We start from the raw sequence: 19,747 nt of genomic DNA, 5'->3' as shown, positions 1-19,747 counted from the left end.
TTGGTGGTGTAATGTTATGGAAGAAGAGCAAATTCAAACGGGTGAGAATGATAACAAAGCGGATATTAACGCTTTAGAAGTCTTGCTGTTTGCTGCAGGCGACGGCTTATTAAAAGAAAGTTTACAACAACTGTTGCACTGTGAAGCAGCAGAATTGACAAATTTGGTAATGAAATTGAATGAGAAGTATCATACCGAAGGTTCGCTGCTTGAAGTGAGAAAAGTAGACAATAATTATGTTTTAACTGTGCAGGCGCAGGCTAAACCGCTCTTGCGCCGTTTGTTCGACAATGGCGGTAAGATTAGACTAAGCAACCAGGCTTATGAAGTTTTAGCAGCAATAAGTTATAATCAACCCTGTACAAGAGCACAGGTTGAATTGGTCCGCGGTGTCAATTCCGATTCTGTAATCAATAATTTGGCGGATTTGGGATTGATTGAGAAAAGCGGCGTCCTGGAGATGCCCGGACATCCGGCTTTGTATGTTGTTACGGCCAAGTTTTTACGTTTATTCGGATTAAGTTCGACAAAAGATTTGCCGGTGCAACCGTTGCTGATGTATGAAAGCTTACAACAATTGAATGATCAGGTAAGTGCGGCAGGAATAGAAAATTAAGTACGCTTAGGAAAAGGTAGGTAGGAATGATGAAACATATTGCAGTAGCGATTGATGGACCGAGCGGAGCGGGCAAGAGTACTATAGCCCGTTTATTGGCGGAAAAATTTCATCTGTATCATTTGGATACAGGTACATTATTTCGTTGCCTGGCATTATATGCGGAAGAGAATAATTTGGATATTAACGATCCGGCTGCAATTAATACTATCTTACAGGGAGCTGTAATTAAAATTCAGGTTATGGGTAAGGACGTTCGTTACAGCTTAAATAATTCAGCTGTTGATAAATCCATCAGAACTGAAAGTATCGGTCATTCAGCCTCACTGCTGAGTCAAAATGCGGCTATGAGAAATTATGTTCTGGAATTGGAGCGGGAATTTGCGGCACATAATAACGTTATAATGGACGGACGTGACATAGGAACTGTAGTTTTACCGCAAGCTGATGTTAAAATATATCTTGATGCCAGACCGGAAGAAAGAGCAAGCAGACGGTGGCAGGATTTGAATCAGCAGGGTTTGGAATGTGATTATACAAGTGTATTGAATCAAATTAATCAACGTGATTTCCAAGATATTAATCGTTTACTGGCACCGTTAAAACAGGCGAAAGAAGCAGTTTATATTGATTCCAGTCAGATGGATATTCAGGAAGTTTTGGAACGTATAAGCGCAATTATTCAACCGATTGTATAGATTTTGAGGTTTATGTATGAAAAATAACAATAAAGCAAGAGCTTTGTCGGTCAGTGATTTACCGGATATTTATAAGTCGCGTTATGGCTGGCGCCTGTTTACAATCAGAACTGTTTATATTTTTATGAAATTGTTCTGGAAGATAGAAGTTGATGATAACTTTGCTACTTGTTTATCCGCTGAAGATAGAGAACCTGTAGTTTTAATTGCAAACCATCAAAATTTTTTTGATGTACCTTTAATAATTTTGGCTTTGAATCCTTGGGTTGATTGGGTTTGTAAGTGTGAATTATTCAATATTCCTCTGTTCGGAAAATTTCTGCAGGAGTGGGCGGCAATTCCCTTTGACCGCAGTAAAGTTGATCTGACAGCTATAAAGACAATAATTCAAAGATTAAAGGCTAAAAGAATTGTCGGCATTTTTCCGCAAGGGCATCGCTGTCGTACTAAAGCTGAATTAATGCAATACCGGCCAAGTGCAACAATTGTCGGATTAATCAGAAAAGCCGAAGCGAAAGTTCTGGTGGTCGGAATCAGCGGTGATTTTAAGTTCAGATCAAAAATCAGATTGTCGACTCAAAAAGCTTTCAAATTGGAAGAACGTTATAATGCCGGGCAGAGTGATGATGAAATTGCTTATGATTTGCTCAAATCCGCCTATGATTTGGCTAAGCGACCGTATCCGACATATTCCGAGTTAAAATCACATGAATTACAAACAAAATAATTTGCAAAACTCTTCCCTGGCACCGGCATCATATACGTTAGCCGGCAGTTACGGTTTCTGTTACGGGGTAAAAAAAGCTGTACATAAAGCTTATGAGTTGGCTGAAGCTTTACAAACCGGGCAAAAATGTTATATGTACGGTGCTGTTATTCATAACAAACAGGTAGTTAATAATTTAACTGCCAACGGTTTTATTCTGGTAGATAAAGCTGATGCTGTTGCACCCGGGGCGACGGTGCTGATTCGGGCTCATGGTATTACAGGGGAAGAATTAGGACGGTTGCGAGATAAGAATTGCAAAGTCATAGATGAAACTTGCGGTTACGTTCGTTTTATTCAAAATAAAATAGCTAAATACCACAATGCTGGTTATCAAATTATTCTGGCAGGACATCGGGGACATCCTGAAATTGTAAGTGAAATAAGTTTTGCAGAGAATAATGTGATTGTTGCTGAGAGTTTAACGGAGCTGAAAACCTTAAATTTAGCTAATTTACCCAGTGTTTTACTGGCTCAAACGACTTTCAACCATCAAGAATTTACAAAAATTTCAAATTTTTTAACTTTACATCTTGAACAACTGCTCATTTTTGATACAATATGTAGAGCTACAGTTGATCGGCAACTAGCTACGAAGGAATTGGCAAGTACGAAAGACGTCATGATTGTCATAGGCGACCGAAGTAGTTCCAATACTAAGCGATTAGTTGATTTATCTGCTGAGGTGTGTGGTGAGACTTATTTGATTGAAAGTGCGGCCGATATGGCGGAACTGAAGGTCAAAGGAGTTTTAGCTGCGAAACAAGTAGGTGTTGCAGCATCAGCTTCGGCACCAGATAGTATAATCACGGAGGTCATTCGTATAATGAATGAGAACACAGAAGTAACCAAAAACCAAGAGGCTTTAGAAGAAACAGCCAAGAACCAAAATGCAGTCGATAAGCAAGCAGCCGAAACAGGCAATGACGTCAGTTTCTCGGATTTTATTGATAATATTCCGCAATTGAAGCGCGGAGAGATTATCAAGGGTGTGATCGTTCGTTATGACCCGGATTTTGTTTATGTTGATGTTAAAGACAAGTCGGAAGGCAAGATTCCGATGAGCGAATTCTTGAAGACACCGGACTTCGATTTGGATAAGGCTATTGAAGATCATCAGGAAATTGAAATTTATGTTCGCAGTATTCGCAATACTGAAATGGGCAAGGAAATTTTGCTTTCCAAAGCTAGAGTGGACTTTAACAAATATAAGGAGCTTTTGAAAAAAGCGTATGAAGAGAAAACTCCGGTTACAGTTAAAGTTGTCAGCAAAGTGAAAGATGGCGTTATCGCTTCTTACGGCGGAGCTGATATCTACATCCATCGTACACAGTTGGAGTTGCATGCAGTTGAAGATTTGGATAAATATGTCGGCCAGACATTGGAAATTTTGATTACAGCGTTTGACGACAGCAACAGCAGACGTTTGCGTGTCACAGGTTCTCGCCGCAGCTTATTGGCAGCTATTCGCGACAAACAGGCTGAAGCTATTTGGGATAACTTGGAAGTCGGCGATGTTTATGAAGGAACGGTACGTAATTTGACCAACTTCGGTGCTTTTGTCGACTTAGGCGGCTTGGACGGTTTGATCCATGTGACGGAATTGTCCTGGAAACATATTCGTCATCCGAAAGAAGTTCTTAAAATCGGTGACAAGGTTCAGGTTTATATCAAGGACTTTGATCGTGAATCCAAGCGTATTTCTTTAGGTTATCGTAAGTTGGAAGACGATCCTTATTTCCAAATCGATGAGAAGTACCCTGTCGGTTCGATTGTTGACGGAAAGGTTGCCAGAATTATGCCTTACGGTGTATTTGTGAATATTGCTCCGGGTGTGGATGCTCTTTGCCATATTTCACAAATTTGCAACCGTCGGATTGAAAAGCCGGAAGAAGTGCTGAAAGTCGGTCAAGAAGTTCAAGCAAGAGTGCTTGAAGTTAATTTGGAGCGTCGTCGTATTTCCATCAGCATTAAGTCTGTGATGAATTTGGGTGAGCCTGAAGGTTCAGCTTTATCTATCAGCAAGAAGAAAGAAGAACAGGATTTCCCCAGCTCATATAGAGATGATGACGGTAAGGGTGCCGACATTAATATTGTTAAGTCTAACGACTAATTTAAGGTTAATTACCTTTTACTTAGCTGTGCTTTGTCCGAAGCCGGCTCAGTTTAAGGTTTATATAGGAGGATAGGACAATGGATAAGGACAAAAAGTTGCAAGTTATTCAAGAGTATGCAACCCACGAAGGTGATACAGGTTCACCGGAAGTTCAGATTGCTTTATTGACTGAGCGCATCAATCATTTGACGGATCATTTGAAAGATCATATGAAAGATCACCACAGCCGTCGCGGTTTGTTGATGATGGTCGGTAAGCGTCGCAGCCTTTTAGGTTACCTGCAGAAGGTCGATATCGAACGTTATCGTTCTTTGATTGCTCGCTTGAATTTGCGTAAGTAATTTATTTTCGTTCTTGAAAGAAAACCCGAACCAGTTTCGGGTTTTTTTTATTGTCAGCTCCTTTTTTGCTTGTATGGACGTGAAAAAATGCTATTATTATGATTGAAGAATAAGAAAGAGAGAAATAGTGTGAAAAGAGAATTTTCGTTTGACCTGTGCGGTCGTAAATTGATTATTGAGACCGGTCATTTAGCACCTTTGGCTAATGGCGCCTGTTTAGTAAGATATGGTGATACTGTTGTTTTATCAACAGCAACTTCTTCGAAAGAGCCGCGTCCCGGCGTGGATTTTTTTCCTTTAAGTGTTGATTATGAAGAGAAGATGTACGCTATGGGTAAATTCCCGGGCGGTTTTATGAAAAGAGAAGGCAGACCTTCAGAAAATGCCATTTTAACATCCAGAGCTATTGATCGTCCTTTGCGTCCTTTATTTCCTAAAGATTTACGCAATGATGTTCATGTGAACAACTTGGTTATGTCGGTTGATCAGGATAATGAACCGGAATTAGCTGCTATGCTTGGTTCTTCTATTGCCGTAGCTATTTCAGATATTCCTTGGGACGGCCCGACAGCTGCAGTCGCTTTAGGCTTGGTTGACGGTAAAGTTGTTATTAATCCCGATACACGTCAACGTGAAGCTTCCGATATGTATGTAACTTTGGCCGGTACGGAAGATAAGGTTTGTATGATTGAAGCCGGCGCCAATGAGGTACCGGATGATGTGATGCTTGATGCTATCAGTCAAGGACATAAAGTTATCAGCCAAATTTGCCGTTTCATTAAGAGTATAGCGGCAGAAATAGGATTGCCAAAATATACTTATACTTCAAGTGCTGTACCGCAGGAAGTTCTGGACGAATGTCGAGCTTTGGTCGGGGAGGAATTGAAGCAGTGTGTTTTAACAACCGATAAAACCGAACGCGACAATAATGTCGATGCTTTGGCTCAAAAAATTAAAGAACACTATGCCGATAGAGAAGAGCTGGCAGCCTTAAGTACTGAAATTATGTACAATCTGGAGAAAGAAGTCGTACGCAGTTATTTATACAATGACGAAAAAAGAGTTGACGGACGTGATTTCTTCACTATCAGACCTTTAAGTTGCGGTATTGATTTATTACCTCGTGTACACGGATCAGCGTGGTTCCAACGGGGACAGACACAAGTTGTTACTGTATGTACACTGGCGTCTTTGGCTAACGCTCAAGCAGTTGATAATTTATCGACCGAGACTGAGAAACGTTATATCCACCAATATAATTTCCCGGGATACAGTACGGGTGAGGCAAAGGCTTCAAGATCTCCGGGACGGAGAGAAATCGGTCACGGTGCTTTGGCTGAAAGAGCTTTATTAGCCGTTTTGCCGAGTAAAGAAGAGTTCCCTTATGCCATAAGAAACGTATCGGAAGTTACTTCCAGTAACGGTTCTACTTCTCAAGGTTCAGTTTGTGCTTCAACTTTGGCTTTGATGGCAGCCGGTGTTCCTATCAGCCGCCCGGTAGCAGGTATTTCCTGTGGCTTGATTACAGCTAAAGATAATATTGACGACTATAAAGTATTTATGGATATTCAAGGAATTGAAGACTTCTTCGGTGATATGGATTTCAAAGTTGCCGGTACAACAGAAGGTATTACTGCTATTCAGGTTGATATTAAAGTTAAGGGCCTGACGTTGGATATTATCAGAGATGCCTTTGCTATGACGAGAAAAGGTCGTTTGCAGATTATTAATGATGTGATCTTACCTTGTATTCCGGCTCCAAGAACCGAGTTGTCCCCTTGGGCACCTAAGATTTTCCAGACTGAAATTCCGGCAGATAAAATCGGTGAAGTTGTCGGTAAATCCGGTAAAACTATTAATAGAATTATCAGCCTTACCAATTCAACAATTGACATTGATGAAGAAGGCCATGTATATGTTTCGTGCATAGATAGTGAGATGGGTAAAAAGGCCATTAAGATTATCGAAGGGATTGTACGGGAACCGGAAGTTGGTGAAACTTATGAAGGCACAGTAACCCGCTTGATGTCGTTCGGCGCCTTTGTCGAGTATTTGCCGGGAAAAGAAGGTATGGTACATATTTCCAAGGTTGCACCGGAGCGCGTGGAAAATATTGAGGATGTGTTGCATGTCGGTGACAGTGTTAAGGTAAAGATTATCGAAGTTGATGATCAGGGACGGGTTAATTTGTCAATTAAAGACTGCCTGCCGGGAGCGACAGCTTCGCCTTTAAGAACGGAAAGAAGAGGCCGTTCGGATCGCTTTGAGCGCAATTCCGAGCGTAGTTTTGAACGTAATTCCGGAAATTACGAAAAGAATAATTATCGCAAGAGCAATTCTTCCGCTTATGCACAACACAAAGAAAATCATACATCCTTTAATCAATTTGAAGCAAAGCCGAGAAAACGTAAATTTGATCGGGATGAAGAGTAAATAAATTCAGCATTTGCTGGCAACAATTGCAGGAGGATATTTTATGGGTAAGATTTTAGTATCAGGTGGAGCAGGTTATATCGGTGCCCAAACGGTTTTGGAATTGGAACGGGCCGGATACCATACGTTGGTGATGGATGATTTTTCCAATTCGTCGCCGTTGGTGTTGCAACGCTTAGCGGATCTGTTAGGTTATCAGGTAGAGTTTGTTGAATCACAAATTCAGGATTTAGCCAAATTGGAAGGGGTTTTCAGCCATAATCAAATAGACGCCGTTATCCATTTTGCCGGTTTCAAAGCTGTCGGCGAATCAGTTGCCGAACCGCTGAAATATTACGATAATAATTTGATTTCTGCAATTTCTTTGTTGAAAATGATGAAGAAGTATGATTGTAAGAATTTTATTTTCAGTTCTTCAGCTACTGTTTACGGGGCCAGCGAAAAAATGCCTTTAACGGAAGATATGCCCCTTGGTCCCTGTACGAATCCTTACGGTTGGACAAAGTTGATGATTGAACAGATTTTGCGGGATGTGGCGTTTGCTCATCCGCAACTGAGTGTTTGTCTGTTGCGTTACTTCAATCCTATCGGTGCGGATGCTTCCGGTATGATCGGAGAAAATCCTAACGGTATACCGAACAACCTGATGCCTTATATTTCTCAAGTTGCTGTCGGTAAGTTGGCGGAACTTTCAGTTTACGGTAATGATTATCCTACGGTGGACGGCACAGGAGTGCGTGATTATATTCATGTCGTGGATTTAGCTTTAGGACATATTAAAGCTTTGGAGTATGCCGCCGAGCATACAGGTGTAGCTGCTTTCAACTTGGGCACCGGTAAGGGGACAAGTGTTTTGGAATTGTTGCATACCTTTGAAAAGGTCAACAATTTACATGTTAAATACAAAATTGTCGGCAGAAGACCCGGCGATCCGGCTACAGTTTATGCTGATGCAAGCAAGGCGGAAAAAATTCTGCATTGGAAAGCTGAACGTAATATTGAAGATATGTGTCGGGATACTTGGAATTGGCAGTCGAAAAATCCTAACGGTTATCAGGCATAATTGAATTTTATTAATAACCTCTTGCTTATTATTCAGTTGAATTTTACGGTTAATTTCAACTGAGGACAGGTAAGAGGTTTTTTGTAACTGCAGTTGACAATTCTTCGGTTGCCTGCAGGCGGCGCATGCGGGTAAATGTGAAAATTTTTTGAAATCGCCTTCTTTGACCTTGTTTGACTTTGACTATAAAGGAACACTGTGCTACAATCATCCTTGTTAGCACTTGAAGGTTGAGAGTGCCAAAGGAGGTCAATTTAATGAACATTAAACCGTTAGCAGATCGTGTAGTGATCAAGATGATTGAACAAGAGTGCAAGAATGAATTCGGTTTGTTTTTGCCTGATTCAGCCAAAGAGAAGCCTCAAGTAGCGGAAGTTGTTGCTGTCGGTCCCGGAACTAAGGATATTAAGATGGAATTAAAGGTAGGCGATAAGGTTATTTGCAGCAAGTATGCCGGAACAGAAGTAAAATTGGATGACGTGACCTATTCCATTATGAAGCAGAATGACGTTTTGGCAATCGTAGAGTAAACATCTTAAAAGAGGAGGAATAATTATGGCTAAAGAACTTAAATATAATGAAGATGCGCGTAAGGCTTTGGAAGCCGGCGTTAATAAGCTGGCTAATACCGTAAAAATTACTTTGGGTCCTAAAGGACGTAATGTTATTTTGGATAAATCTTTCGGTACACCGATTATCACCAATGACGGTGTAACTATTGCTAAAGAAATAGAGTTGGAAGATCGCTTTGAAAATATGGGTGCTCAAGTAGTGAAAGAAGTAGCTACAAAGACCAATGATGTTGCAGGCGACGGTACGACAACAGCTACTGTTTTAGCTCAGGCAATTATTAAAGAAGGCTTGAAGAATATTGCAGCCGGTGCCAATCCTATTATTTTGCAAAAAGGTATTAAGCAAGCTGTAGATGCTGCAGTTAAGGGCATTAAGGAGATTGCTGTCCCTGTTACAGGAAAGAATGATATTGCTCGTGTCGCTTCCATTTCAGCTAACGATGAGAAAATCGGTCAATTAATCGCTGATGCTATGGAAAAGGTTTCCAAAGACGGTGTTATTACAGTAGAAGAAGCCAAGACCATGGAAACATCATTGGAAGTTGTTGAAGGTATGCAGTTCGATCGCGGCTATGTTTCGGCATATATGTGCACCGATATGGAGAAGATGGAAGCTGTAATTGATGATCCGCTGATTTTGATTACTGATAAGAAAATCAGTAATATTCAGGAGCTTTTGCCGTTGTTGGAGAAAGTTATTCAAAGCGGTGCCAAGTTGTTTATCATAGCAGATGATATTGAAGGTGAAGCATTATCTACTTTGGTTCTTAATAAGTTGCGCGGTACATTAAATGTTATCGCAGTTAAGGCTCCGGGATTCGGTGATCGTCGTAAGGAAATGTTGCAGGATATTGCAGTTTTGACAGGCGGTCAGTTAATCAGCGAAGAGTTGGGGTACAATTTGAAGGATGCTGATTTGGCACAGTTGGGTCATTGCCGTCAAGTTAAAGTTAATAAGGATACTACAATTATTGTTGACGGTGCCGGCAACAAAGACTTGATTGAACAACGTGTTAAACAAATTAAGTCTCAAATTGCTGCAACTACATCCGATTTCGATAAAGAAAAATTGCAGGAGCGTTTGGCTAAGTTGGCCGGCGGTGTTGCAGTAATTAAAGTCGGTGCAGCTACTGAAACAGAGATGAAGGAACGTAAGTACAGAATTGAAGATGCTTTGTCAGCTACTCGTGCCGGTGTTGAAGAAGGTATGGTCCCCGGCGGCGGTACAACTTATGTTGATGTGATGAAGCAAATTAAGCCTTTACTTGAGCAGGCAAGCGGTGATGTCAAGACCGGTATCGGTATTATTCTGCGTGCTTTGGAAGAGCCTGTGCGTCAAATTGCCGTGAATGCAGGTTTGGACGGCAGTGTTATTCTGGAAGGTGTTAAGAATGCCAAAGTCGGCGTAGGTTACAATGCTTTGACAGATGAATACGTCGATATGATTAAGAGCGGTATTGTTGATCCGGCCAAAGTTACACGTTCGGCTTTACAAAACGCTGCTTCCGTTGCAGCTATGTTATTGACGACTGAAGCTTGTGTGGCTGATTTGCCTAAGAATGAGCCTGCGGGCGGAAATATGCCGGCAATGCCCGGTGCAGGCGGTATGTATTAATAATTCGCCTATTAAGTAAATTAAGCAGTGTACTTGCAGGAGTACACTGCTTTTTTAATATATTGTGTGATATATTATGCTAAAATTAAAGGTAAATAATTCAAAGGTACGGTAGTAATATGCTTGAAGATGTTTATGTGGAACAGTTATTTCCGACTAAAGCGCCCAAGAGTTTAAAGCTTCTATATGCGATAATATTGCTTATCGCTGTTGTGGCTGCAGGTGTGATTTTTTGGGAAATTCCTTATATTATCCTGATTTATTGCGTCTTGGCTTTGCTTTTGCTGTGGTATATGAAAGATGCTTTAAGAACTGAGTATGAATATTCTTTGATTAATTCCGACTTTAGTGTAGCAATAGTTTATAGCAAAAAACGCCGTTCGCTTTTATATGAAGTTGATCTTTTGAAGCTGCAGAATGTTCAGCTTTTAGAGAAGGAAGAGGATTGGAACAAAGCTAAGCAACGGGCAGCTTATGATTTTACACCGGGATATTTTACGGAAAAATATAAATATTACCTGATCACGTTAAGCCAGGCGGATGTTGCTTCCCCGTCTTTATGGCAAAGGTCCAAGCGACTGAAACCGTTTGCCGCCGAACATTGCGTTTTGCTTTCTCTCGATGAACATTTTCAAACTAAGATTCAACGTTATTTTCGGAGGGTACACCCTAACAAGTTTTGAGTATTATGAATAAATTCAGGGTAATACGTTTAGCAGCATATTTTCTCGCTGTTTTATTCGGCGGTCTGCTTCTTTATTATTTGTTCAGTTTAGGTGCCAATTTGCATTTGAGTAAGGCTGCAACCAAAGAAGTTGATAAACAAATCGGCAATCTTTTGACTTTGCAGGCGGAAAAAATTGATTCTCTTAAAATTGAAAATAAAGAGGGCAGTATTTATTTGCTTAATAAGGGTTCAACTTTGAATGTTTCAGCCAAAAGACAGTTCAGTATTAAAAACGATAAAAAAATAGCTCAAGCTTTGGCCGATACCGCTGCAGTCAGTCACGGTGTTACCTGGCAGCTGTTGCAACCGAACATTAATAGTGTTGATTCGGAAGTTATAAGTAATATTTTGGACGCATTATTAGATTTGCCAATTTATAATGTCATTATGGCCAACGGAGAAAATGAACTTGAGAATTACGGTTTGCATCAACCTTTGGCTTATGTAAGATGTCGTCTTACTAACAGGCAGGAATTTTCTATCAGTATCGGGCGCGCTACCGGCCAAAATACGGATTACTTTTATTTACGCTTTGACAATTCGAATGTAGTCTATACTGTTGACAGTAAAGTTAAGACTTTTTTCTTAGGCAAGTTCGCTTTAGTTAATAAACATTTAAACCGGATGAGCGGGAAAGAAGTGGATTATTTATCCTTTGTCAGAAAGCCGGATGATTTTTATATCGATGCGGTGAAGGAAACTGTTAAAACAGATAATACAACAGCAGATTTATGGTTGAGTTATCGGCCGATTTATACTGTTACCAAACAGGAAAAAATTCAAGCAATAGTTGATGCTTTAACTTCTTTGCATGCCGATACGGTGGTGGATGAGTTAGCCGATACGGCAGATGAAAGAGAGACGCAAATTGAAAAATACGGTTTTGCGCAGCCTTTAATTCGTTGTCGTCTGGGCTCGCTCGGTCACAATAATTTTTGGGAGATTACAGTCGGAAAGGCAGTTGCCGACTATTATTATGTGAAAACTTCTTCAAGTTCGTATGTCTATTTGTTGGAGCGGGGCAAATTGCAACGACTGTTACAGAATAAACACAGTTATTTGGCCGGTAAACCTTTTGCTTTTCCTTATTCTGAAGTGAAAGAAATCAGTATCAGTAATCAGAATTATACATGCAGTATAATTTTTCCTGATCTGCAGTCTCACTCATTTTATCCGGATAAGGCTGCTGATTTACAATTAAATTTTGTTAATTACAGTTTGATCAAAGAACATTCGGTAGTTCCGCAATTGCCGGCAGCCGATAAACAGATTGTTTGGAATAATTATCAAAGATTATTAATACAGGAAGTTTTAAAGGCGAAAAAGGACGATAAAGGTTTTGTTATGCCGCAGCAGGTAGAATTGCAGGCGCATGAAAGATATGAAAAAGGAAATTATACAGAATTACCTGTTAAGCAAAATGAGCGTCTGACCGCCGATTTATGGTTGAAAAGTGCCGATATTATTAATTTGCTGCAGCGTATAGATATCGGAGATTTGGCTTGGAAGACGAGCTTTTTGGATAATGACAGTCAGGCAGCGTACATTATTAAGTATATTTTCCAAGATGGCCATGAATTGAAATTTACCTTGCATGAAGCTAACCTCGGAAATTATTACTTGTATATTAACAATCAATTTACGCACTATTTGATCAGCAGAAATGAGCTGAAAGATGAGAACAGACAAGTTGATTTTGCCGGCGAATTGAGTAATTTAGTTAAAATGTCTTTAGCACGATCCAAGAAAATTATCGGTAAAAATTTAGGTTAGCTAACTTTATTTTTACCTTCTGCTAAGATACAATTAAACGATATGAGCTAAAAGGAGTGAACAATGGCGAAGAATAGTAAGAATTTATTGAAATTGTCGGTTTTGTGTTTGATCTTTATGTTTGCCGGCGTTCTTTTTCTTCTTGTTTATCCGTTATTGACTTCCGGAGATAAAGCTTTGGATGAACAAATTTTTGTTGATAACGGCAGGAAACCGTTGGACGGTTTTCTGGTAGACGGTAATGCTAATACTTTATATCCTTTTGCTGACGATACGGTTTTACAAGTTTCATCCGGGACTGTCGAATACCTGAACATGCAAGGAGTCAGCAATCGTTCTCAGCCGGTGCAGTTAAATAAACCTCAGGTGGTTAACAATTTAAAATATGCCGTTATTTATGATGAAGGCGGTACAAATTATTATTTATTCGACCGTTACGGTTTAGTTTATCGGGCTAAGGCTAAGGATTCCATACAAGGGGCGAGTTTATCTGCCGATGGACATGTAGCTTTGATTATGCAGGGAGATAAAAGCAAGGGTGCGGTTCGTTTGATGAGTCCGGAAGGAAAACATTTGTTTGATTATGACATCAAAGATCGTCAAAATTCAGGTTATTTATTGGGAGCCGCTTTTTCGCAGGACGGTAATTTCCTTGATTTAAGTTTACTCAATACCGACGGCGTAAAAATGTATCCTCTTTTGACGCGTTTCAGCCTGAATACGTTGAAAGTTGTGGTTAATTATCAAATATCATATAACGGTGCTCTACCTTTAATTTTGCAAAGTCGAGTTAACAGCTTGGTATTGTTGAGCGAATCAGATGTTTTCCATCTTGTAAATCGCAAATTCAAGCACTGGTTTTCTTTGGCGGAATTGAAAGAAGCTAGAGAAGTGCATAACGGTATTGCGCTTTTGGCTTCTCGAACTTTCCAGGGAAGTTTACGTTTGTACTATGTTGATACATCCGATGCGGAGCCTAATGAAAATAATTCCGTAGCTGTAGGCAATAACCCGGAAAAGTTAATTACTAATGCTAATTATGCAACTTTGCACGATGGAAATACTGTTTATCGTATTAATATGAGTAATTTTAAAAGTGAAAAATTTAAGGTCAGCAGTAATATTATCCGTTTGGCTTTGGATAGTCGTAATCGCTTAATTATTGTTACGGAAAATAAAGTTTTGCGTGTTTAGGATTAATCGGTCCGAAGTTCTTGTAAGGATTTAATATCGTGGATAAGTTGAATAATTATGATTTGATTATTGTGGGAGCAGGTGCTTGCGGCTTGGCTTTAGCTGCGTCTTTGAATTTAAACGGTAAAAATAAGCGAGTTTTGTTACTTGAAAGTGAGGAGATTCCCGGATGTAAATTGGCAAAAACCGGTAACGGTCGTTGTAATTTAGCCAATGCGACGTGGGACAGTTCTTATTATCACAGCCTGTCATGTTTGACAGCGGAGGAAAAAGAACGCTTTTGGCAGGAATTTACGCACGGCCGAAAAGAAACGGTATTACCTCAAATTCTCAAGTTTTGGCGGGAACACGGTGTAATTTTGACGGAAAAAGATAAATGGTTATATCCCCGCCATTTATCGGCTAAACAAATCAGAGATAATTTATGGCAACAAGTTGCGGCTAATAAAGTTGAATTACAATGTAATTCTCGCGTGACCGAAATTACCGAAAAAGCAGGCGGATATGTCTTGACTACGGTTATTGCGGACAATACAAATGATGATGCTGAACGGGAAAAAACGATATATACACGCTATTTGGTTTTAGCCGGAGGTGGTCTGAGCCAATGTGATGCCAATGCGCCGGCAGGACTTTATCGAATTTTACAGCAGAATTTTCAAGTAGCATGTCATGAAATTTTGCCGGGACTTGTACAGTTGCAATGTAAGCCCAATTATTTGCGCTTGACCGGCTTAAAAGTTGCAGCTGCGTGTACTTTGATTCTGCCCGATAATGTGCAAATTTCCAAGATAGGAGAAGTTTTATTCACTAAGTACGGGGTAAGCGGTATTGTGAGCCTGATTTTGTCGAATTATTTTGTGAAATGGCGTTATGATCATAATCTTTTATCTCCGAACAAAAAAGCGTCACATACAAACTGCTACGACGAAAATATCAGACAATATCTGAATATTTGGGAAAAGAAATTTATTGCCTCTAATAAAGCTGCCGGTAAAAATACCGCTTCGGCCAAAGAAAAGGCATATTTACTTTTAGACTTTTGCTATGATATCGCTGCAGCGGATTTATCTTCTTTATGGCAAAAAATCTATTCGCCGCAAAAATCGGAGGCAGAGAATTTACTGACTTTTACAGTTGGATTTTTACCGACCAAGTTGGCGACAGTTTTGGTTGAACAATGGCTGGAATTACAACCTTTTATTACGAAAACGACACCTGATGATTATACAGATTATTTATATTTTTTGCGTCATTGGCCGCTGAAATTAACGGGAACTTTAAGTCTGCAGGAAGCACAAGTCAGTTTAGGCGGTGTCGATTTACACGAAATTGATCCGAGAACATTAGCTTTGAAAAAAGCAAAAAATTGTTATGTCGGTGGAGAAATGTTGGATTTAGTCGGTGATTGTGGCGGGTATAATTTAATGACTGCAGTTTGGACGGCGATGAAAATAGCGCAGGATGTTATCCATAAATTGTGACATCGGAAGTTGCGTATTATAATTGTAAAAAGATGTTTTAATGTATTTGAGGTGAATATGCGTTCCAAAAAAATAAGTAAAAACAGAAATTTTTCCTGGTTGAAGAAGCTCAGCGCTTTTTTGATTTCCATAATAATTATTGTTGCAGTGGCGGGAACAGTTTTGGTTAATCGCGCTTTAGATCGTATCAGTTATGTTTACACGAGCGAAGGGGAAAAGAATGCCAATAACGGTATCGGTCAGGCAGCTTTCATCGATTTCAAAGAATATAAATCGGAATTATATGATTTGGATCAGCCGCTTAAGGAATTGGTGGCTAAGGAAACACACAAGCCGGGGAAAGATAATTGGCACCATAATTTGATAATTCTTAATCTCGGTGATAAAGAAAAAACCGACAGTAACGTGCAGATGGCGATTCTCAGCCAAAATTTAAGCGAAGGGAGGCAGGTCCTGCAATTTGTCAATCCGAATTTATACGTTAATTTATCCGGTTTGGGGAATAATCCTTTAGGCCAAAGTTGGTTACTCGGAGGCGTTAACAGTGTAGCTTCAACTTTAGCGCGTAATTTGGATATTACAATTGATAACACTTATATGCTTAGTGCAAGTAAATTAGTTGATTTGATTGACTCTATTAAAGGCATAGCTTTGAAAATTGACGATGCATCCTTACAATTATTGCAGAAAAATCAGGAGTTTCTGGAAAATCTCCTCAACGGCGGTAAAAGAGGTAATGCGGTAAAGCACATGAATTTCAAGCAATATAAGGAAACTTCAATTGCCGACGGCACACTTGCAGTTGCGTATGCCGGCTTAGGCGGAACGACTGAAAAAGGCAATTTGGTTATGGTTACTTTGTTGGAGCAGATCGGAAAAGAGTTTCACGATTTGACATGGCTTAAACGCTGGAATTTTATTAAAACTTTTTTCAGCTGTTTAACAACGGATGCTTCCCGTTTCGAAATTTGGAAAACCGTCAATCGTTCCATGATGTTGGGAGCCGATATAAATTGTGTACAGTTACCGCATCCGGATACAATCAGAGAAATTAAGCTGGGACCGCATCAAATTATAGATATGAACATTTATAATATAAGGAAGCAGTTTTATCAAAATTTAGCTTCCCCGGAAGAGACTGAGGTTGAAGAAACCGGAAAAAGCGAACCTGTAATGTGAATTTGTTTGATAGAAGGTAGGAAAAATGAAAAATAAGATTTATAAATTGTATACGCGAGTATTATTACTGTTTTTGGCAACAACTTTGTGCCTGAGCGTCACGTCCTGTAAAAAAGCGAAAAACGAAGTTACAGGTAGCGTTAAGGAGAGCAAAAAACAGAGCAAATACGTCAGGAGTGAAGAAGAAACGGATTTGGTGATGTTGAAGATGGCCGACGGGGGAGAAATTGTTATAGCTTTGGAGCCGAAAACAGCGCCGATAACGGTTGATAATTTCAAAAAATTGGTTAAGCAGAAATTTTATAATAATTTGACTTTTCATCGTGCCGTGCCTAATTTTGTTATTCAAGGCGGCGATCCGAACGGTGACGGTACAGGCGGTGCGAAAGAGACTATAACCGGTGAATTTGCTGATAACGGTGTTAAAAATGCCTTGGCCGATAATCATGAGCGTGGAGTTGTTTCAATGGCTCGTAATGCTGTCTCTATGGATTCTGCAAGCAGCCAGTTTTTTATCGTTTTATCTTCAAGTGCCGATATCGCAGCTTCCTTGAACGGTAAATATGCGGCTTTCGGCAAAGTTGTTGACGGAATGAATGTTGTTGACAGTATAAGTAAATTGGAAACTGTTAATCAGGTTATAAAAGATCAACCGAAAATCGATGAAGCCTATTTTGTTAAGCGTAATTAAGTGATATCCTTTAGTATTACTTCAACATAAATAAACCCGGTACGGCCGGGTTTGTTTATAGCTTTTATCGGGCGGAGGAATTATGAAAATCAAAAAGACAAATGCGATGCGCAAGTTGGACCAGGCCAAGATTAAATATGATGTATTAACTTACGATGTGGACGAAAATGATTTGAGCGGTGTTCATGTTGCTGAAACTTTGGGGGTCGATGTGGACAATGTTTACAAGACTTTAGTTTTGACGGACGGTCCGGATTATTTTGTTTGCGTTTTACCGGTAGCTGCAAATTTGGATATGAAAAAGGTAGCTCGTTGTTTTAATGTAAAAAGTGTCAGTATGCTCAGCTTGAATAATTTGTTGCCGCTGACAGGTTATGTGCGCGGCGGTTGTTCCCCGATCGGTATGAAGAAACAATTTCCGACAATTTTTGCCGATAGCGTTTTACAAAAAGACTTTATTCTGGTTTCAGCCGGAATACGGGGCCAACAATTAAAATTGAATCCGCAGGAATTAATTAAATTTTTAAATGCCGAATGTGCGGAAATTTTGTTGTAGATGCAGGAAGTGTGCTTGTGCGCCTGTAATTTGTAGTAATATATAAGAAAAGTTTTATTGAGGTGTTTATGGAAAAGCCTACTCAGGCACAATATGATTATTTAATAGTGGGAGCGGGATTATTCGGAGCTGTGACGGCTAATCGGCTCAGAGAGGCCGGCAAGAGCTGTCTGGTTATCGATCGGCGTCCGCATATTGCAGGCAATTGTTATACGCGCCGACAAGCAGGTATAGATGTTCATGTTTACGGTGCCCATATATTTCATACTTTCGATCGGGAAGTTTGGCAATTTGTCAATCAGTATGCTGAATTCAATCGCTTTACCAATTCACCTATTGCCAATTATAAGGGTGAAATCTACAATTTGCCGTTCAATATGAATACGTTCAATCGCCTGTGGGGTGTCAGGACGCCTGAAGAAGCTGAAAATATGATTGCCAAACAACGCGATGAAATTAAATCCGAGCCGAGTAATTTGGAAGAACAGGCTATAAGTCTTGTCGGTCGCGATATATATGAGAAGTTAATCAAAGGTTATACGGAGAAGCAGTGGGGACGGGATTGTTGTGAGTTGCCGGCTTTTATTATTCGCCGTTTACCGGTCAGATTTACATATGACAACAATTATTTTAATGACCCTTATCAAGGCATACCTGTAAACGGTTATACGGAATTGGTTACTAAGCTGTTGCAGGATTGTGCGGTGAAATTGGAAACGGATTTCTTAAAAGATAAAGAGGCTTTATCTTCTTTGGCCGATAAAATAATTTTTACCGGAGCGCTGGACGAATATTTTGCTTATCGTTTCGGCAAGTTGGCTTACCGTTCTTTGAAGTTTGTAACCGAGGAGCTGCATATCGCTAATTATCAAGGTAATGCTGTGGTTAACTATACAGAAGGAAGTATACCTTATACGAGAATTATCGAACATAAACATTTTAATTTCGGTCAACAGCCGACAACGATAGTTACGCGGGAGTATCCCTGTGAATGGCAGGAGGGGATGGAACCTTACTATCCGGTTAACGATCAACTGAATCAAGACAAATACAAAAATTATTTCGAGCTGTCCAAGCGGGAGAAAAATCTTTATATCGGCGGCAGAATGGCGGAATATGCTTATTACAACATGGACCAGATAGTGCGTAAGGCCCTGGATTTGAGTCGAAAATTGTTGGAAAATGAAAAGTAAACGCTTTGGTGGCGCTTATATTGGAAAAAGGAGAATAGTGACATGGATAATGATATTGAAATGTTAATTTTAATGGCTGACGGCTGCGAAGAAGTTGAAGCTTTAACTATGTATGATGTTATGAAAAGAGCCGGTGTTAAAACGGAATTATGTTCTATTACCGGTCAAAATGAAGTGACATCTTCGCACGGGGTGAAAATTGCTTGCGAAAGCTTAATTGAGGATGTTTCGCCTTATGATGTTAAAGCTGTTTATTTGCCCGGAGGTCTGCCCGGTGCAACTAATTTAGCGGAACATCCGCTGGTTTTGCACATTGTACAATCTTTGGCTGTTGATGAAAAGTTGATCGTTGCGGTTTGCGCCGGACCTTATGTTTTATATGCAGCCGGTTTGAGCAAAGATTTGAAAATGACCTGTGCTCCGATTTTTAAGGATAAAATTCCGAATTGTGATTATATTACTGACTGCATGGTTGTGCAGGAAAAGAATTTCCTGACAGGTGTAGGACCTGCTGCCTGCCTGCCCTTGGCTTTGCAAGCCTTGACTGTTTTGAAAGGCGAAGAAGTCAGTCAGCAAGTTGCTGCAGCTATGCAAGTAAGTAAGTTGTATGCGACTGTAAAACAGGGTACATGTGTACAAAAGTTCAATTAATGAACAAAAGCTTAATTTATACCGTCTCACTTGCAGGTTGATTTTCAATTTGACCGACGAGTGGGATGGATTTTTCATC

At 39.9% G+C, this 19,747-nt stretch carries 17 protein-coding genes and 1 pseudogene; all 18 read left to right on the top strand.

Annotated elements, in window-relative coordinates; translation table 11 throughout:
- Positions 1-16: 16 nt before the first annotated feature.
- Positions 17-616, top strand: coding sequence for an SMC-Scp complex subunit ScpB (gene scpB / locus PYS60_RS03890; protein WP_315567857.1), 600 nt, complete (start codon positions 17-19; stop codon positions 614-616).
- A gap of 26 nt (positions 617-642) precedes the next feature.
- On the top strand, positions 643-1,314 hold the full coding sequence (gene cmk, locus PYS60_RS03885; RefSeq protein WP_315567856.1) for a (d)CMP kinase: 672 nt from the start codon (positions 643-645) through the stop codon (positions 1,312-1,314).
- A gap of 16 nt (positions 1,315-1,330) precedes the next feature.
- Positions 1,331-2,041 (top strand): lysophospholipid acyltransferase family protein, encoded by a 711-nt coding sequence (locus PYS60_RS03880; protein ID WP_315567855.1) that lies wholly within the window; start codon positions 1,331-1,333, stop codon positions 2,039-2,041.
- Positions 2,022-4,193: a bifunctional 4-hydroxy-3-methylbut-2-enyl diphosphate reductase/30S ribosomal protein S1 gene (locus PYS60_RS03875; RefSeq protein WP_315567854.1), complete on the top strand. Its 2,172-nt coding sequence runs from the start codon at positions 2,022-2,024 to the stop codon at positions 4,191-4,193. Before PYS60_RS03880 ends, PYS60_RS03875 begins: the two co-directional genes overlap by 20 nt.
- Before the next feature lie 80 nt (positions 4,194-4,273).
- Positions 4,274-4,537 carry a 30S ribosomal protein S15 gene (rpsO, locus tag PYS60_RS03870; RefSeq protein ID WP_315567853.1) on the top strand — a complete coding sequence of 88 codons (264 nt, stop codon included), beginning with the start codon at positions 4,274-4,276 and terminating at the stop codon, positions 4,535-4,537.
- A 129-nt stretch (positions 4,538-4,666) separates the two neighbouring features.
- Positions 4,667-6,745, top strand: a pseudogene (locus PYS60_RS03865) (polyribonucleotide nucleotidyltransferase); the annotation flags it as partial.
- A gap of 268 nt (positions 6,746-7,013) precedes the next feature.
- On the top strand, positions 7,014-8,033 hold the full coding sequence (gene galE, locus PYS60_RS03860) for a UDP-glucose 4-epimerase GalE (protein WP_315567851.1): 1,020 nt from the start codon (positions 7,014-7,016) through the stop codon (positions 8,031-8,033).
- Between the two features lie 257 nt (positions 8,034-8,290).
- Positions 8,291-8,563 (top strand): co-chaperone GroES, encoded by a 273-nt coding sequence (locus PYS60_RS03855; RefSeq protein ID WP_315567850.1) that lies wholly within the window; start codon positions 8,291-8,293, stop codon positions 8,561-8,563.
- 25 nt (positions 8,564-8,588) lie between these two features.
- On the top strand, positions 8,589-10,220 hold the full coding sequence (gene groL / locus PYS60_RS03850) for a chaperonin GroEL (protein ID WP_315567849.1): 1,632 nt from the start codon (positions 8,589-8,591) through the stop codon (positions 10,218-10,220).
- A gap of 119 nt (positions 10,221-10,339) precedes the next feature.
- On the top strand, positions 10,340-10,903 hold the full coding sequence (locus PYS60_RS03845) for a hypothetical protein (RefSeq protein WP_315567848.1): 564 nt from the start codon (positions 10,340-10,342) through the stop codon (positions 10,901-10,903).
- 5 nt (positions 10,904-10,908) lie between these two features.
- Positions 10,909-12,720 carry a DUF4340 domain-containing protein gene (locus PYS60_RS03840; protein ID WP_315567847.1) on the top strand — a complete coding sequence of 604 codons (1,812 nt, stop codon included), beginning with the start codon at positions 10,909-10,911 and terminating at the stop codon, positions 12,718-12,720.
- A gap of 63 nt (positions 12,721-12,783) precedes the next feature.
- Positions 12,784-13,914: a DUF5711 family protein gene (locus PYS60_RS03835; protein WP_315567846.1), complete on the top strand. Its 1,131-nt coding sequence runs from the start codon at positions 12,784-12,786 to the stop codon at positions 13,912-13,914.
- 38 nt (positions 13,915-13,952) lie between these two features.
- A complete protein-coding gene (locus tag PYS60_RS03830; RefSeq protein ID WP_315567845.1) occupies positions 13,953-15,398 on the top strand; it encodes an NAD(P)/FAD-dependent oxidoreductase in 1,446 nt (481 codons plus the stop codon).
- Positions 15,399-15,455: 57 nt separating this feature from the next.
- Positions 15,456-16,577, top strand: a complete 1,122-nt coding sequence (locus PYS60_RS03825) for an LCP family protein (protein ID WP_315567844.1) — start codon at positions 15,456-15,458, stop codon at positions 16,575-16,577.
- 25 nt (positions 16,578-16,602) lie between these two features.
- Positions 16,603-17,268: a peptidylprolyl isomerase gene (locus PYS60_RS03820; protein WP_315567843.1), complete on the top strand. Its 666-nt coding sequence runs from the start codon at positions 16,603-16,605 to the stop codon at positions 17,266-17,268.
- A gap of 82 nt (positions 17,269-17,350) precedes the next feature.
- Positions 17,351-17,824, top strand: a complete 474-nt coding sequence (gene ybaK / locus PYS60_RS03815; RefSeq protein WP_315567842.1) for a Cys-tRNA(Pro) deacylase — start codon at positions 17,351-17,353, stop codon at positions 17,822-17,824.
- 68 nt (positions 17,825-17,892) lie between these two features.
- Positions 17,893-19,017 carry a UDP-galactopyranose mutase gene (gene glf, locus PYS60_RS03810; RefSeq protein WP_315567841.1) on the top strand — a complete coding sequence of 375 codons (1,125 nt, stop codon included), beginning with the start codon at positions 17,893-17,895 and terminating at the stop codon, positions 19,015-19,017.
- 42 nt (positions 19,018-19,059) lie between these two features.
- The gene (locus PYS60_RS03805; protein ID WP_315567840.1) at positions 19,060-19,668 is read left to right on the top strand and encodes a DJ-1 family glyoxalase III; all 609 of its coding nucleotides are present in this window, start codon (positions 19,060-19,062) and stop codon (positions 19,666-19,668) included.
- Positions 19,669-19,747 lie beyond the last annotated feature (79 nt).

Source organism: Amygdalobacter indicium (assembly GCF_029101545.1).
In the GTDB taxonomy this organism is placed as follows: domain Bacteria; phylum Bacillota; class Clostridia; order Saccharofermentanales; family Fastidiosipilaceae; genus Amygdalobacter; species Amygdalobacter indicium.
The sequence above is the reverse complement of the archived record's forward strand: the minus strand, read 5'-3'. Positions and strand labels throughout refer to the sequence as shown.

Excerpts from the sequence above, each read along its gene's own strand:
- scpB (WP_315567857.1), top strand. The coding sequence starts at position 17 with ATGGAAGAAGAGCAAATTCAAACGGGTGAGAATGATAACAAAGCGGAT.
- cmk (WP_315567856.1), top strand. The coding sequence starts at position 643 with ATGATGAAACATATTGCAGTAGCGATTGATGGACCGAGCGGAGCGGGC.
- PYS60_RS03880 (WP_315567855.1), top strand. The coding sequence starts at position 1,331 with ATGAAAAATAACAATAAAGCAAGAGCTTTGTCGGTCAGTGATTTACCG.
- PYS60_RS03875 (WP_315567854.1), top strand. The coding sequence starts at position 2,022 with ATGAATTACAAACAAAATAATTTGCAAAACTCTTCCCTGGCACCGGCA.
- rpsO (WP_315567853.1), top strand. The coding sequence starts at position 4,274 with ATGGATAAGGACAAAAAGTTGCAAGTTATTCAAGAGTATGCAACCCAC.
- galE (WP_315567851.1), top strand. The coding sequence starts at position 7,014 with ATGGGTAAGATTTTAGTATCAGGTGGAGCAGGTTATATCGGTGCCCAA.
- PYS60_RS03855 (WP_315567850.1), top strand. The coding sequence starts at position 8,291 with ATGAACATTAAACCGTTAGCAGATCGTGTAGTGATCAAGATGATTGAA.
- groL (WP_315567849.1), top strand. The coding sequence starts at position 8,589 with ATGGCTAAAGAACTTAAATATAATGAAGATGCGCGTAAGGCTTTGGAA.
- PYS60_RS03845 (WP_315567848.1), top strand. The coding sequence starts at position 10,340 with ATGCTTGAAGATGTTTATGTGGAACAGTTATTTCCGACTAAAGCGCCC.
- PYS60_RS03840 (WP_315567847.1), top strand. The coding sequence starts at position 10,909 with ATGAATAAATTCAGGGTAATACGTTTAGCAGCATATTTTCTCGCTGTT.
- PYS60_RS03835 (WP_315567846.1), top strand. The coding sequence starts at position 12,784 with ATGGCGAAGAATAGTAAGAATTTATTGAAATTGTCGGTTTTGTGTTTG.
- PYS60_RS03825 (WP_315567844.1), top strand. The coding sequence starts at position 15,456 with ATGCGTTCCAAAAAAATAAGTAAAAACAGAAATTTTTCCTGGTTGAAG.
- PYS60_RS03820 (WP_315567843.1), top strand. The coding sequence starts at position 16,603 with ATGAAAAATAAGATTTATAAATTGTATACGCGAGTATTATTACTGTTT.
- ybaK (WP_315567842.1), top strand. The coding sequence starts at position 17,351 with ATGAAAATCAAAAAGACAAATGCGATGCGCAAGTTGGACCAGGCCAAG.
- glf (WP_315567841.1), top strand. The coding sequence starts at position 17,893 with ATGGAAAAGCCTACTCAGGCACAATATGATTATTTAATAGTGGGAGCG.
- PYS60_RS03805 (WP_315567840.1), top strand. The coding sequence starts at position 19,060 with ATGGATAATGATATTGAAATGTTAATTTTAATGGCTGACGGCTGCGAA.